Here is a 14,821-nt window from a genome sequence, read left to right on the forward strand (position 1 = left end):
CTGGCGAGGGTAAGGCACTGCTGGCAACGTTTTGCAAGGCGGATGGAACTCTTTCGAGACCAATGGGCATATGCAGAACAGCAGCTTCGACAAGTCAATCCAGGTGGACAGAAACCATGCGGTGCAGGTTGACCTCACGGCCGTCCTGGTTGCTGCTGGCGGTGGCAATCCGCTCGTCCTGACGATCGGCGATGCGGCCTCCCTCCCCTCCGGTCCCCTCGAATCCAGCCACCGTTCGCTGCAAGCCGGATTGCGCGACTGGGTGGAACAGCAGACCGGCCGGCCGCTGGGCTACATCGAACAGCTCTACACCTTCGCCGACCGTGACCGCGGCACGGACGAGCCCGGTCACCGGGTGATCTCGATCAGCTATCTTGGCCTGACCCACGAGGAGCAGCCCCACGCCACCACATCCGGCAGCTGGCGTAGCTGGTACGAATTCTTTCCTTGGGAAGATCATCGCTACGGTGCGCCACAGCTTATCGCCGACCTCATCGAACCGGCGCTCCAGCGATGGACCGGCATCGGCGAATTTGAGGAAAAGCGCCTTCGGCGCGCGGCGATCGCTTTTGGTCTCCAAGGCCAGCCCTGGAACGAGGAATTGATCCTGCAACGCTATGAGTTGCTCTACGAGGCGGGGCTTGTCGAAGAAGCCGCGCGTCGAAGCAGCCCCAGCCGTGCCCACCTTGTGCCGGGACGAGTCATGCAAGGCGACAACCGCCGCATCCTCGCGACCGGCATTGCCAGGCTGCGCACCAAGATCAAATACCGGCCCGTCGTCTTCGAACTGATGCCACCGGCGTTCACGCTGCTGCAATTGCAGCGGGCGGTCGAGGCATTGGCGGGCGTCACCGTGCACAAGCAGAATTTCCGCCGTCTGATCGAACAACAGGATCTCGTCGAGGAGACCGGCCAGATGTCCTCCGACACCGGCGGTCGTCCGGCCAAGCTGTTCCGCTTCCGCCATGCCGTGCTCGACGAAAGGCCGCTGGCCGGCACTAAATAGCAAAATCCTTCCCTTGACAGCACTTATGCTCATGGTAAGCATATACCCATATTATACTCCACTAGAGCATAATAAGGATCAACATGTCTAGCATCGCTCCCACCACAGCCGAACTCCACAGTCGCGTCGCCAAATTCATCCCGGCGATCGAATGGCCGGCCTTTTCCGATGATATCGACGCGATCTTGGCGCTCAAGCGCGAACGCAACGCCGTCATCCTGGCGCACAACTACCAGGCCCCGGAAATCTACCACTGCGTGGCCGACATCGTCGGCGACAGCCTGGCGCTGGCGCGCAAGGCGATAAACGTCGAGGCCGATGTGATCGTGCTGGCCGGCGTACATTTCATGGCCGAGACGGCCAAGCTGCTCAATCCGCAAAAGACCGTGCTCATTCCGGACATGGGCGCCGGCTGCTCGCTGGCCGATTCCATCACGCCGCAAGACATCAGGCTGATGCGGCAGCGCTATCCGGGCGTTCCCGTCGTCACCTATGTCAACACTTCGGCCGCGGTGAAGGCCGATTCCGACATCTGCTGCACCTCCGGCAATGCCAAGGCCGTCGTGGAATCGCTCGGCGTGCCCCGCGTCATGATGCTGCCCGACGAATATCTGGCGCAGAACATCGCCGCCCAGACCAATGTCGAGATCATCGCCTGGAAGGGCCATTGCGAGGTGCATGAGCGCTTCGCACCGGCCGACATCCGCGAACTGCGCGCCGCACACCCCGGCGTCATCGTGCTCGCCCATCCCGAATGCCCGCCGGAAGTGGTGGCGGAGGCCGATTTCGCCGGCTCGACCGCGGCGATGTCGGACTATGTCGGCAGGGAAAAGCCGGCGCGCGTCGTTTTGATGACCGAGTGTTCGATGAGCGACAATGTCGCCATCGACCATCCCGAGGTCGAATTCATCCGCCCCTGCAATCTTTGCCCGCATATGAAGCGCATCACGCTCGCCAACATTCGCACAGCACTGGAGCAGATGCGTCATCCCGTGACGATCGACCCGGCCGTCGCGTCCCGCGCCCGTCTCGCGGTGGAGCGGATGCTCGAAATATGAGTGCCGATCGCCACGACCTCGCCGGCCGGCCCGTCATTATCGGCGCCGGCATCGCCGGCTTGATGACGGCACTGGAACTTGCACCATTGCCGGTGGTGCTGATGTCCGCCGCCCCGCTCGGCGGCGAGGCATCGAGCCCTCTCGCGCAAGGCGGCATGGCGGCCGCACTCGGCAGCGACGATTCCACCGCGCTACACCTCGCCGATACCTGCAACGCCGGCGACGGCCTGTGCGATGTCCCGGTCGCCCGGCGTATCGTCGAGGCGGCGCCCAAGGCCATTGAGAGGCTGGAACGGCTTGGCGTCGTCTTCGATCGGAATCCCAGCGGCGGCCTGGCCCTCGGCCTGGAAGCGGCGCACAGCCGCCGGCGCATCGTTCATGCCGGCGGCGACGCGACCGGGCGCGAACTCATCCGTGCCTTGGTCGCGGCCGTACGCGCCACGCCGTCCATCACCGTGTTTGAAGATGTCCGGGCGCGCAGGCTCCTCATCGAGGACGGCTCCATCGCCGGCGTCATCGCGACGAGCCAAACCGCCAGCGCGGTATTTGCGACCGATCGCGTCGTGCTTGCCACTGGCGGCATCGGCAGCCTCTATCACGACACTACAAATCCGCTCGGTTGTTTCGGCCAGGGTCTGGCGCTTGCCGCCCGCGCCGGCGCCGAACTGGCTGACCTCGAATTCGTGCAATTCCACCCGACAGCACTCGACACGCCGGCGCGACCGATGCCGCTGGTAAGCGAAGCCGTGCGCGGCGAAGGCGCGGTGCTGATCGACGAAATCGGCCAGCGCTTCCTTGCTGATCTGCCCGGCGCCGAGCTCGCGTCGCGCGACACCGTCGCACGCGCAGTCTTCCGCCATCTTGCAAAGGGCCACAGGGTCTTTCTCGACACGCGCGATTGCCTCGTTACCCGCTTCGCGGAGCGTTTTCCGGCTATCGCCGCCTTCTGCCATGAGGCCGGGATCGATCCGGCATTCGAACCGATCCCGATACGGCCTGCTGCCCATTACCACATGGGTGGCGTGGCGGTGGATGATGAAGGCCGCAGTTCCGTGCCGGGGCTGTGGGCCTGTGGTGAGGTGGCCTCGACCGGCCTGCACGGCGCCAACCGGCTTGCCAGCAATTCGCTCACCGAGGCCGTGGTCTGCGCAGAATGGGTGGCCCGCAGCGTGGCTTCGGCATCGGGGACCCGTATCATCGAGGCAGGTCCGGCAGAGCTGTTGCCGCCACCAGCCCCCGGCCCCGTGCGCGACATCGTTTCGGCGACCCTGGGGGTCGTGCGAAACGGCGATGAACTGCGCGGCGCCGTGGCCCGCCTGGCGCCTCTGGCGACCGGCAAAACCGCCTGCGCAGATCCAGCTGCGGTCGCGCTGATGATGGCCGTCTCGGCGCTTCGTCGCAAAGAAAGCCGCGGCGCACATTTTCGCAGCGATTTCCCCACCCACACTGCGCCAACCCGCCGCGCACGACTGACCCTCGACGCCGCGTTGGCCGCTGATGCCGAACTCGACCCCGCACCACTGGCCCGGAGCGCCTGAACCATGACGCTTTCTCCCCTGCCCCGGCTGATGCTCGAACCGCTTGTTCGCGCCGCCTTGCTGGAAGACCTCGGCTGTGCCGGCGACATCACAACCGAGGCCATTGTTCCTGCCGATGTTTCTGCCAAACTGGTGCTGGCCGCGCGTCAGCCCGGTGTCGTTGCCGGCCTCGATCTGGCGGCGCTCGCCTTCGGCCTGATCGATCCCGCAATCGCCATGAAAATCGAACGCCCGGACGGAAGCCGCATCGAAGCCGGAGACATCCTCGCGACCCTCATAGGGCCAGCGCGCGGGCTTCTGACGGCCGAGCGCGTGGCACTTAACTTCCTCTCCCACCTCAGCGGCATTGCCACCGCCACGGCCGGCATCGTCGATGCGGTGCGCGACCACAAGGCAAGGATCGTCTGCACCCGCAAAACCACGCCGGGTCTGCGCGCACTGGAAAAATACGCCGTTCGGGCCGGTGGCGGCTCGAACCACCGCTTCGGTCTGGACGACGCCGTGCTGATCAAGGACAACCATATCGCCATCGCCGGCGGCGTGCGCGCGGCCATCGAACGGGCCAAGGCCAATGTCGGGCACTTGGTCAAGATCGAGGTCGAGGTCGACACACTCGACCAACTGCAGCAAGCACTCGACCTCGGCGTGGATGCGGTTCTACTCGACAACATGGGACCGGACCTGCTTGCACAGGCCGTGCGCATGGTCAGCGGACGAGCAATCACCGAGGCTTCGGGCCGCGTCACTCCGGCCACCGCACCGGAAATCGCCGCGACCGGCGTCGACCTGATCTCGGTTGGCTGGCTGACCCACAGCGCCCCGATCCTCGACATCGGGCTGGACACCTCCTTGTAGGCTCGGCCGCGGCAGCCAAAGCCGTCTCGAAGCTCAACCGCAAGCAGCGGGAGCATAACCATCGTTCGGTGAACGCCATTCATGGCCGTGACCAAATGGCAGCGTCCGTAAAACCGACACCGCATCGAACGACCACAATGCGACCGGGAATTGCCGGCCCGCTTGCGGACAGGATGTTGACGAAAGCTCACCGTCCGATGTCGGCGGCCGCCACCGCATCATGCGTGCTCGGCGATCACCGCAAGAAAGGCCGGTCCATAGCGGTCGAGCTTGGCTTCGCCGACACCGGGCACGCCGGCCATTTCGGCGCGCGAGGCGGGTCGCACCGCTGCGAGCTCGATCAGGGTCTTGTCGTGGAAAATCACATAGGGCGGCACGTTCTGCAGGCGCGCTATTTCCGTACGCTTCTGCCGCAGCGCCTGGAACAGGTCATTGTCCGCACCGGCAACGGCAGACTGCGCCGCACTCCGCGCCACCTTGCCGCGCCTGGCACGCGCCGGCGCCGGAATGCGCAGCATCAACGGCGGCTTGTCGCGCAGGAAGTCGCGGCCAGCCGGCGCGATCGCCAAGCCACCATGGCCGGTGAGGTCGACATCGATAAGGCGTAGCGCGATCAGCTGGCGCAGGATCGCTCGCCACGTGCGGTTGTCGTGCTCTCGCCCGATGCCGTAGGTGGAGATGCGGTCATGGCCGAACTGAGTAATGCGCTCGTTGTCCACGCCCAGAAGCACGTCGACGACATAGGCTTGCCCGAAACGCTCGCCAGTGCGGTAGATGCATGATAGCGCCTTTTGCGCCGCGATGGCGCCATCGAACAGTTTTGGCGGCTCCGCGCAGGTGTCGCAATTGCCGCACGGTTCGCCATGGTCGCCGAAATAGGACAGCAGCACCTGCCGGCGGCAGCCCCCCGTCTCGGCCAGGCCCAGCAGCGCGTCGAGTTTCTGCCGCTCCATGCGCTTGCGCTGGTCGGGCGCCTCCGACTCCTCGATGAAGCGACTGCGCAGCGCGATGTCCTCGGAGCCGTAGAGCAGCAGTGTATCGGACGGCAGGCCGTCGCGCCCGGCGCGGCCGGTCTCCTGGTAATAGGCCTCGATGCTGCCCGGCAGGTCGATATGGGCGACGAAGCGCACATCCGGCTTGTCGATGCCCATGCCGAAGGCGACGGTGGCGACCATGATGACCGCTTCGCCATGCTGGAAGCGTTTCTGGTTGGTCTCGCGCGCCGCCTTGTCCATGCCGGCGTGATAGGCGAGCGCATCGTAGCCGAGGCCTCGAAGCCAGGCGGCGGTTTCCTCGGTACGGCGCTTCGATAGGCAGTAGACGATACCGCTCTCGCCCTCGTAGCGTTTGAGGAATTCCTTGAGCTGCGCCCGCGGATTATCTTTCTCCTCGATGGCGTAGCGAATGTTGGGCCGGTCGAAACCGGCGATGAAGGCGTCGGCCTCGTCAATGGCGAGATGCGACAGGATTTCGGCGCGCGTAGGCTCGTCGGCGGTCGCCGTCAGCGCCATGCGCGGAACGCCGGCAAAACGCGCCACCACCGCGTCAAGCTGACGGTAGGACGGCCGGAAATCGTGCCCCCATTGCGACAGGCAGTGCGCCTCGTCGATGGCAATCAGCGACAGTTTTACGCCTTCCAACAGCTCCAATACGTCCGGCCTGAGCAGCGTTTCGGGCGCAACATAGAGCAGGTCGAGCTGACCGGTACGGATATCGCGCCACAGCGCGCGGCGGTCATCGAGCGCAAGGTCGGAGTTGAGTGCCGCCGCCCGCACACCTGCCTGCCGCAGTGCCGTCACCTGATCGGCCATCAGCGCCAGCAGCGGCGAAACGACGAGCCCCATGCCGGGACGGACAATGGCCGGGATCTGGTAGCAAAGCGACTTGCCGCCGCCCGTCGGCATCAAAACGAAAGCGTTGTTGCCGGCAATGACATGCTCGACGATGCGCGCCTGCGGCCCCCGGAACGCATCATAGCCATAAACGGTTTTGAGAATTTCGAGGGCGGTCATCGGCGGCACGGAGAATCACGGAAAGACCTTTCATAGCAGCTTCGCCGCGTTAACGATCATCGATGCGTCTTCCCGTGCATCCTCTTGCAACAGTCCCTAGGCGTACTCGCCCTGCTTCAGGGCCGGGTGAATTTATTGGAAATGAACCATCCTGCCCGGGCCTTGTTCAAGGAAGTCGAACTTCAGACCCAATTGCCATTCGGGCTCGATCGACGTTTCCCTGCAGCTCGCCAGAATACGTTTTGGGGCCGCAAGCGGATCGGCTGGTTTCGAGAATCCACTTGGTAAAAGCAGCCATTCAGGTTCACGAACCATTGCGGTCGCGACTTCGCAGGCCTGACGGCCGATTGGAGCTACTTATCGACCAAGGCAGGCTCTTGACCGCATATGACTCGAGACGACCACAGGAGCGTGCGCACTGTTTTAATTGAGAGATACAAATCCCGATCGCTTCTTCCGCGCCGATCAGCGCGTAAATCTCCTAGATCCGCAGTTTGGTCTGCATGTTGGACAAACGAAGCTGCGTGGGTTCGAAGTTGGGCCGATCATCTCGCTGATCTCATTCTTCCCTCGGCCGTTGAAGACCACCGCGAACTCCGGTGTCGTCAACGGTAGGGTACCTTGCCGCTCTCGTGGAGCGGCCGACGGCGATCTTGCTCATCGATGAAGTGCTGGCGATCGGGCTCTTTTGCGGGCCGAACGAGGCTGGTCTTATGAACTATCAATACTTGATCTGGGCATTGCGCTTGCCGAAACTTTGCTAGCCCCGATGCCCGCTCGCGTCGGCAGTATACCGAGCGCCCTGCCCGCATACCCTGGCCAATGACACTCGTGCCTGGGGAAAGCGAAATCTAAGCTCCGACCGGTATAAGCTGGGGGGCCGACGCACCGTCAGGAAGCGGCAAACGCCCCCAGAGTTTTCGCCGCAATCTCGCTTTCGATCAAGTTCAGGAACCGCAAAGCAATGGGCGACAGCACGCTGTCGTGCAGGGTGATGATACTGAGATCCGGCACGAATATCGGATTGGCCATGCCGAGGATGGCGACGCGGGTCGCCAGCGCGGGCGAAGCCAGCAACTGGACGACATCGTCGGCCAGCGGCGCGATGGCATCGGTGCGCGAGATCGTGGCCAGCGTGAGCAGCACCGATGCCGTATAGGTCACGCTCTCGGGAAAGCGCGTCTGCTCATCGACGAAGGCGCGCGATAGGGCTGACCAGATCGGCGTGCCGACCGGCTGGACCACCCAGTCCTGACGCGCCAGATCGGCCAGGCGCAATTTGCTGCGGCCTGCCAGCGGGTGTCCTTCGCGCACCACGAATTTCACGGCCTCCGCCCCGATCTGGCGCACGTCGAATTGCGTGCGGTCCTGGGGCTCGGTCAGCCTTCCGAGTACGAAATCATAGTCGCCGTCCCGCATGCGCTGCATCAGCGTCACGCTCGGCTCGACGTCAATCTGTAATTCCATGCGCGGTGCCAGCCGCCGCAGCGTGATCGCCGCGGGCAAGGCATAGGCGACAGCGGCGGTCGTCACGGCGCCGATGCGCACCTTGCCATGGCTGCCGTCCACCAATTCGGTCAGGTCGCGCCGCAGCTGGTCGATTTCATGGATCACCCGATGCGCGCGCGCCGCCAGCGCCTGGCCCAGTTCGTTGAAGACGACACCATGCGCATTGCGCGAGCAGATCGGCTGGCCGACGAGACCCTCGATCTCCGCCAACATGCGTGACGCCGCGGGCTGGGACATGTGCAGTTCTTCGGCGGCGAGCCCGAGCCGTCCCCGACGGCGCAGGGCATCGACGAAACGCAGCTGATTCAGCTTCAGATATTGGAACTTCATGTCCTCTTCTATCTTGCCAATTCCGGTATATGAAGATGCCCAATGATGATTTGACGGTTATGACATGGCGCGCCTTGATAGCGAAAGGGCTCGCGGGTGGAGCGCGACCCTTCGCATTCACTCGGGAGGAACCAGTGACCAGGACCATCAGGACAATTTTGCTCGCCTCGGCGGCATCTCTTCTCATCGGCGCGTCGGCCCAGGCGGCCGGCATGACCATCGGCTTCTCGCAGATCGGCTCGGAATCGGGCTGGCGCGCGGCGGAAACCAGCGTCACCAAGCAGCAAGCCGAAAAGCGCGGCGTCGACCTCAAATTCGCGGACGCCCAGCAGAAGCAGGAAAACCAGATCAAGGCGATCCGCGGTTTTATCGCGCAGGGCGTTGATGCCATCTTCGTGGCGCCCGTCGTCGCAACCGGCTGGGAGGCCGTGCTGACCGAAGCCAAGGAAGCCAAGATCCCGGTCTTCCTGCTCGATCGCGGTATCGACGGTCCAGACGACCTTTACACCACCATGGTGGCATCCGATCAGGTGCTGGAAGGCAAGGTCGCCGGCCAATGGCTGGTGAAGGACGTGGCCGGCAAGAACTGCAACGTCGTCGAGCTTCAGGGCACGACCGGCTCGTCGCCGGCGATCAATCGCAAGAAGGGCTTCGAGGAAGCGATCGCCGGCGCATCGTCGATCAAGATCATCCGCAGCCAGACGGGCGACTTCACCCGCGCCAAGGGCAAGGAAGTCATGGAAGGCTTCCTGAAGGCGGAGAATGGCGGCAAGAACATCTGCGCGCTCTATGCCCACAATGACGACATGGCGGTGGGCGCGATCCAGGCCATCAAGGAAGCAGGGCTGAAGCCGGGAACCGACATCAAGGTCGTGTCGATCGACGCCGTGCCCGACATCTTCAAGGCCCTTGCGGCCGGCGAGGCCAACGCAACGGTGGAACTGACCCCCAACATGGCCGGTCCTGCCTTCGATGCGCTCGAGAAGCTGAAGAAGGACGGCACTGTCCCGCCAAAGACCATCATCACCGAGTCGAAGCTCTACACGCAGGCCGACGATCCGATGAAGGTCTATGAGGCGAAGAAGGGTCTCGGTTACTGACGCGGTTTGGGGGTGGCAAGGTGGGTGGGGCAGACCAGCGCTCCGCCCACCGCCATACGGAATGTTTGCTCGGCAAGCAGATCCAGTTTCAGCGGCGCTGACGGGAGGACGGTGTGGGCGAAACCGAAGCGCTTCTCAGCGCTCACGATATCTCAAAAAGCTTCTTCGGCTTCAAAGCCCTCGAAAATGTCGACTTTACCGTACGCAAGGGCGAGATCCATGCGCTGCTCGGCGAGAATGGCGCGGGCAAGTCCACCTTGATTAAGGTGCTGACCGGCGTGCATAGGCCGGATGCCGGCACAATCGCGCTCAACGGCGAGCCGGTCGATGTGCGCGACACGCTGCATGCGCAAAGGCTCGGCGTCGGCACGGTCTACCAGGAGGTCAACCTCCTGCCCAATCTGAGCGTCGCCGAAAACCTCTATATCGGCCGGCAGCCGAAACGCTTCGGCCTGACCCATGCCGCCGCCATGAACCGGATGGCAAGGGCACTGCTGGCGCAATATGACATCGACATCAATGTCCGGGCGCCATTGTCGAGCTTCTCGGTCGCCGTGCAGCAGCTTGTCGCCATTGCCCGGGCCGTCGACATGTCAGGCTCGGTACTGATCCTGGACGAACCGACAGCCAGCCTGGACCGGCATGAGGTGCAACTGCTGTTTGGCGTCATGCGCAAGCTGCGCGACCGCGGCCTCGGCATTGTCTTCATCACGCATTTCCTCGACCAGGTCTACGCCGTCGCCGACCGCATCACCGTGCTGCGCAATGGCCGCCTGGTGGGAACGCACGACACAGGGGCGCTGCCCCGGATGGAGCTTGTCTCCATGATGCTGGGTCGTGCCCTGGAAGCCGCGACGGAGCATGGGCATCGGGCGCCACCTACTGGCGGGACTGGACGCACAATCGAGTTTTCAGCCTTCGGCCTGTCGCGTTCGGTCGCGCCCTTCGACCTGGCGATCGCGCCGGGCGAAGTGATAGGTGTCGCCGGCCTCTTGGGATCTGGCCGCACCGAGACGGCGCGGCTGATGTTCGGCGTCGATCACGCCGACAGCGGCAAGGCGACCGTCGACGGCAAGGCCGTGCGCATAAGCTCGCCGCGCGAGGCGGTGCGGCTTGGTTTCGGCCTCTGCCCGGAAGACCGCAAGGTCGACGGCATCATCGGCGATCTCTCGGTGCGCGAGAATATCGCCCTGGCGCTGCAGGCGCGGCGCGGCTGGCTGAAACCCATGTCGAGCAGCGAACAGGCGGAGCTCGCCCACCGGCTCGTGAAGGCGCTGGACATCCGCACCACCGATATCGAGAAGCCGGTCAAGCTTTTGTCGGGCGGCAACCAGCAGAAGGTGATCCTGGCGCGCTGGTTGGCGACGCAGCCGCGCCTGCTCATCCTCGATGAGCCGACGCGCGGCATCGATGTCGGCGCGCATGCCGAGATCATCCAGCTGATCAACCGGCTCTGCGAGGAGGGACTGGCGCTGGTGGTCATCTCGTCCGAGATCGAGGAGATCATGGCATACTCGACACGGGTGCGGGTGCTGCGCGACCGCCAGCATATTTGCGACCTCACCGGCGAAGAGATCAGCGCCGGCAACATCATGCGCACGATCGCGGTCAGCGAAGGGGCGAGCGCATGACGGGCCTGAAGCGTGCAGCCCCGAAGCTCACCTGCCTGGCGCTTATCCTCTTCTTCAACTGGATGGCCTTCGACGGCTTCTTCAGCATACGCCTGCAGGACGGCCGGCTGTTCGGCAGTCTCATCGACGTGCTCAACCGCGGCGCGCCGGTGGCCATCCTGGCGATCGGCATGACGATGGTGATCGCCACCAAGGGCGTCGACCTTTCCGTCGGCGCCGTCATGGCCATGGCCGGCGCCGTGGCGGCGACGATGATCATGGCGGGCCATCCGCTGCCGGTCGTCGTGCTGGCCGCGCTCGGCGTCGGCCTCGGCTGCGGGCTGCTCAACGGTTTCCTGGTCGCGGTTCTGGAGCTCCAGCCGATCGTCGCGACCCTCATCCTCATGGTCGCCGGGCGCGGCATCGCGCAGCTGGTGACCGAGGGCGTGATCGTGACCTTCAACGATCCCGGCCTCGCCGCCTTTAGCGCCGGCTCCTTCCTCGCATTTCCGATGCCGGTCGCCATCGTTGCCGCCTTGACGGTGCTGACCGTCCTGGTCGTGCGGCGCACGGCGCTTGGGCTGCTGATCGAATCCCTCGGCGTCAACCGCAGTGCGTCGACCTATGCCGGCATCAACAGCCGCCTGCTGCTCATGCTGGTCTACGCTTTCTGCGGCTTCTGCGCGGCGATCGCCGGTATCATCGTGACGGCCGACATCCGCGGCGCGGATGCCAACAATGCAGGCCTGTGGCTCGAACTCGACGCCATCCTCGCGGTGGTGATCGGCGGGACGTCCCTGCTCGGCGGCCGCTTCTCGATCCTGATGTCGGTGCTGGGCGCCGTCATCATCCAGGCCATGAACACCGGCATCCTCATCTCGGGCTTCCCGCCTGAGTACAACCTCATCGTCAAGGCCATTGTGATCATCGTCATCCTTTTGGCGCAGTCGGCATCCGTCGGGCGGCTCTTCGTGCGCGACCGCGCCCTCCCCCAGAGCAAGGCACAACGGACATGATGTCGTCGCGCCTGCTTCCCTTCTTCGCAACGCTGGTCATCTTCGTGCTGGCCTATGCGGTCTGCGTGTTCCAGTTTCCGAACATGCTGTCGACGCGCGTGGCCGGCAATCTCTTGACCGACAACGCCTTTCTCGGCATCGCGGCGGTCGGCATGACCTTCGTCATCCTGTCCGGCGGCATCGATCTTTCGGTCGGCGCGGTGATTGCGTTCACCGGCGTACTGATCTCGGTGCTCGTCAGCTGGTACGACATACATCCGTTGCTGGCCTTCGCGATTGCGCTGGCCGTCTCGACCGCCTTCGGCGCCGCCATGGGGGCGGCGATCCACTATCTCGAAGTGCCGGCCTTCATCGTTACGCTGGCGGGCATGTTCCTGGCGCGCGGCATGGCTTTCGTGATCGCGACGGACTCGATCCCGATCAACCACAAATTCTACTCGGCTGTGCAGAAGATGTACGTGCTGATGCCGGGTGGTGGGCGGTTGACACTGGTCGGCGGCCTGATGCTGCTGGTCTTTGCCGCCGGCATCCTGATCGCGCACTACACGCGCTTCGGCTCCTATGTCTACGCGATCGGGGGCAACAGGCAGTCGGCCGAACTGATGGGCGTACCGGTGGCCCGCACCACCATCGGCATCTATGCGCTGTCCGGCTTCCTTTCGGGCCTCGCCGGCGTCGTCTTCTCGCTCTACACCTCGGCTGGCTATTCGCTTGCGACGGTAGGCGTCGAGCTCGACGCGATCGCCGCCGTGGTGATCGGCGGGACCCTGCTGACCGGTGGTGTCGGCCTGGTGGCCGGAACCTTCTTCGGCGTCGTCATCCAGGGCCTGATCCAGACCTACATTGTCTTCGACGGCACCCTTTCGAGCTGGTGGACGAAGATCGTCGTCGGCATCCTGCTGTTCGCCTTCATAGCGCTGCAGCGCCTTTTGGTGCTGGTCGGCGACCGTGGCGCCGCAAACAGGAAAGCAGCATGACTATCCAGCCCAACATCCGCGCCGGGTTCCAGCCGGCGCCGTGGCCGCGCAGGCTGCGTTCGCAGGAATGGTATGGCGGCACCTCCCGCGACAACATCTATCACCGCGGCTGGTTGAAGAACCAGGGCTACCCGCACGATCTGTTCGACGGCCGGCCGGTGATCGGCATCCTGAACACCTGGTCGGACCTCACCCCCTGCAACGGCCATCTGCGCGAGCTGGCGGAAAAGGTGAAGGCAGGCGTGTGGGAGGCCGGCGGTTTTCCGCTTGAGGTGCCGGTGCTTTCGGCCTCGGAGAACACCTATCGTCCGACGGCGATGATGTATCGCAACCTGGCCGCCATGGCGGTGGAGGAGACCATCCGCGCCCAGCCCATCGACGGTGTGGTGCTGATGGTCGGCTGCGACAAGACCACGCCGTCGCTGCTGATGGGGGCAGCCTCGGTCGACCTGCCGGCGATCACCGTGACCGGCGGCCCGATGCTGAACGGCTGGTTCCGCAACGAACGCGTAGGATCGGGCACGGCGCTGTGGCAAATGTCGGAGGCGATCAAGGCCGGCACGATGAGCCAGACGGAGTTCCTGGAAGCCGAACAGGCGATGAGCCGTTCGACGGGAACCTGCAACACGATGGGCACGGCCTCGACCATGGCGTCGATGGCCGAGGCGCTTGGCATGGCATTGTCCGGCAATGCCGCCATTCCAGCCGTCGACAGCCGTCGCCGGGTCATGGCGCAATTGACCGGACGACGCATCGTGCAGATGGTTAAGGACGACCTGAAACCCTCGGACATCCTGACCCGCGAAGCCTTCGAAAACGCCATCCGCACCAACGGCGCCATAGGCGGCTCGACCAATGCCGTGGTCCATCTGCTGGCCTTGGCGGGCCGGGCCGGGATCAACCTGACGCTGGACGACTGGGACCGGCTGGGGCGCGACGTGCCAACTATCGTCAACCTCATGCCGTCGGGCAAATACCTGATGGAAGAGTTCTTCTACGCCGGCGGGCTGCCGGTCGTGCTGAGGCGACTGGGCGAAGCCGATTTGCTTCACAAGGATGCGTTGACGGTGTCCGGACAAAGCCTGTGGGAGGAGGTCAAGGACGTCCGCAATTGGAACGAGGACGTTATCCTGCCGACCGCGAAAGCGTTGACGGCGGCGGGCGGTATCGCGGTCCTCAAGGGAAACCTGGCGCCTAGCGGAGCGGTCCTGAAACCATCCGCGGCATCGCCTGCGTTGATGGTCCATCGAGGCCGCGCAGTCGTCTTCGAGGACATCGACGATTACAAGAAGAAGATCAACGATCCCGACCTCGATATCGACGAGACCTGCGTCATGGTCCTGAAGAACTGTGGCCCGCGCGGTTATCCCGGTATGGCCGAGGTGGGCAATATGGGCCTGCCGCCGAAGGTGCTGAAAAAGGGCATCACCGACATGGTGCGCATTTCCGACGCCCGCATGTCAGGAACGGCCTACGGCACCGTCGTGTTGCACGCCAGCCCGGAGGCCGCCGCCGGCGGTCCGCTGGCGATCGTGCTCGACGGCGATTTCATCGAACTCGATGTGCCGAACCGCCGCCTGCATCTCGACGTGCCCGAGCGGGAAATCACGGCGCGGCTGGCAGCCTGGCAAAACCCTTCCACCCGCCCCGCCGGTGGCTACGAAATGCTCTACCACGACCATGTCACCGGTGCCGACACCGGCGCGGATTTCGACTTCCTGCGCGGCTGCCGCGGCCGGGCCGTGCCCAAGGATTCGCACTGAGTTCGATAAGCGAGAATTAAGCCCAAGCATTTGCCGGACGAGACAAA

At 64.3% G+C, this 14,821-nt stretch carries 11 protein-coding genes; 9 read left to right on the top strand and 2 right to left on the bottom strand.

Annotated elements, in window-relative coordinates:
• Nucleotides 1-70 precede the first annotated feature (70 nt).
• The 4 genes from QFZ88_RS06040 (at nucleotide 71) to nadC (ending at nucleotide 4,457) form a co-directional block, all read left to right on the top strand.
• Complete coding sequence (locus QFZ88_RS06040) at nucleotides 71-1,006, top strand: NUDIX hydrolase (RefSeq protein WP_024923619.1); 936 nt, start codon at nucleotides 71-73, stop codon at nucleotides 1,004-1,006.
• Nucleotides 1,007-1,089: 83 nt separating this feature from the next.
• The gene (gene nadA, locus QFZ88_RS06045; RefSeq protein ID WP_024923620.1) at nucleotides 1,090-2,064 is read left to right on the top strand and encodes a quinolinate synthase NadA; all 975 of its coding nucleotides are present in this window, start codon (nucleotides 1,090-1,092) and stop codon (nucleotides 2,062-2,064) included.
• A complete protein-coding gene (locus tag QFZ88_RS06050) occupies nucleotides 2,061-3,602 on the top strand; it encodes an L-aspartate oxidase (protein WP_024923621.1) in 1,542 nt (513 codons plus the stop codon). The genes nadA and QFZ88_RS06050 overlap by 4 nt, the downstream gene beginning before the upstream one ends.
• A 3-nt stretch (nucleotides 3,603-3,605) precedes the next feature.
• Nucleotides 3,606-4,457: a carboxylating nicotinate-nucleotide diphosphorylase gene (gene nadC, locus QFZ88_RS06055; protein WP_024923622.1), complete on the top strand. Its 852-nt coding sequence runs from the start codon at nucleotides 3,606-3,608 to the stop codon at nucleotides 4,455-4,457.
• A 218-nt stretch (nucleotides 4,458-4,675) separates the two neighbouring features.
• Here nadC and recQ read toward each other — a convergent pair whose 3' ends face one another.
• Entirely contained in the window at nucleotides 4,676-6,469 is a 1,794-nt protein-coding gene (gene recQ, locus QFZ88_RS06060) for a DNA helicase RecQ (RefSeq protein ID WP_024923623.1), read from the bottom strand.
• Nucleotides 6,470-7,360: 891 nt separating this feature from the next.
• Nucleotides 7,361-8,308, bottom strand: a complete 948-nt coding sequence (locus QFZ88_RS06065; protein WP_024923624.1) for a LysR family transcriptional regulator — start codon at nucleotides 8,306-8,308, stop codon at nucleotides 7,361-7,363.
• 146 nt (nucleotides 8,309-8,454) lie between these two features.
• Here QFZ88_RS06065 and ytfQ point away from each other — a divergent pair, with 146 nt between their 5' ends.
• The 5 genes from ytfQ to araD all read left to right on the top strand — a co-directional run bounded on the left by ytfQ (nucleotide 8,455) and on the right by araD (nucleotide 14,774).
• Nucleotides 8,455-9,408, top strand: a complete 954-nt coding sequence (gene ytfQ / locus QFZ88_RS06070; protein ID WP_024923625.1) for a galactofuranose ABC transporter, galactofuranose-binding protein YtfQ — start codon at nucleotides 8,455-8,457, stop codon at nucleotides 9,406-9,408.
• 113 nt (nucleotides 9,409-9,521) lie between these two features.
• Nucleotides 9,522-11,039, top strand: a complete 1,518-nt coding sequence (locus QFZ88_RS06075; protein ID WP_024923626.1) for a sugar ABC transporter ATP-binding protein — start codon at nucleotides 9,522-9,524, stop codon at nucleotides 11,037-11,039.
• Entirely contained in the window at nucleotides 11,036-12,034 is a 999-nt protein-coding gene (locus tag QFZ88_RS06080; RefSeq protein ID WP_024923627.1) for an ABC transporter permease, read from the top strand. The genes QFZ88_RS06075 and QFZ88_RS06080 overlap by 4 nt, the downstream gene beginning before the upstream one ends.
• On the top strand, nucleotides 12,034-13,011 hold the full coding sequence (yjfF, locus tag QFZ88_RS06085; protein WP_024923628.1) for a galactofuranose ABC transporter, permease protein YjfF: 978 nt from the start codon (nucleotides 12,034-12,036) through the stop codon (nucleotides 13,009-13,011). Before QFZ88_RS06080 ends, yjfF begins: the two co-directional genes overlap by 1 nt.
• A complete protein-coding gene (araD, locus tag QFZ88_RS06090) occupies nucleotides 13,008-14,774 on the top strand; it encodes an L-arabinonate dehydratase (protein WP_024923629.1) in 1,767 nt (588 codons plus the stop codon). The genes yjfF and araD overlap by 4 nt, the downstream gene beginning before the upstream one ends.
• The last annotated feature ends 47 nt before the right edge of the window (nucleotides 14,775-14,821 follow it).

This window comes from Mesorhizobium sp. YL-MeA3-2017 (assembly GCF_030814575.1).
In the GTDB taxonomy this organism is placed as follows: domain Bacteria; phylum Pseudomonadota; class Alphaproteobacteria; order Rhizobiales; family Rhizobiaceae; genus Mesorhizobium; species Mesorhizobium terrae.

Bases quoted from the DNA above. Each gene is read 5' to 3' on its own strand.
- QFZ88_RS06040 (WP_024923619.1), top strand. From the start codon at position 71: ATGCAGAACAGCAGCTTCGACAAGTCAATCCAGGTGGACAGAAACCAT.
- nadA (WP_024923620.1), top strand. From the start codon at position 1,090: ATGTCTAGCATCGCTCCCACCACAGCCGAACTCCACAGTCGCGTCGCC.
- QFZ88_RS06050 (WP_024923621.1), top strand. From the start codon at position 2,061: ATGAGTGCCGATCGCCACGACCTCGCCGGCCGGCCCGTCATTATCGGC.
- nadC (WP_024923622.1), top strand. From the start codon at position 3,606: ATGACGCTTTCTCCCCTGCCCCGGCTGATGCTCGAACCGCTTGTTCGC.
- recQ (WP_024923623.1), bottom strand. From the start codon at position 6,469: ATGACCGCCCTCGAAATTCTCAAAACCGTTTATGGCTATGATGCGTTC.
- QFZ88_RS06065 (WP_024923624.1), bottom strand. From the start codon at position 8,308: ATGAAGTTCCAATATCTGAAGCTGAATCAGCTGCGTTTCGTCGATGCC.
- QFZ88_RS06080 (WP_024923627.1), top strand. From the start codon at position 11,036: ATGACGGGCCTGAAGCGTGCAGCCCCGAAGCTCACCTGCCTGGCGCTT.
- yjfF (WP_024923628.1), top strand. From the start codon at position 12,034: ATGTCGTCGCGCCTGCTTCCCTTCTTCGCAACGCTGGTCATCTTCGTG.
- araD (WP_024923629.1), top strand. From the start codon at position 13,008: ATGACTATCCAGCCCAACATCCGCGCCGGGTTCCAGCCGGCGCCGTGG.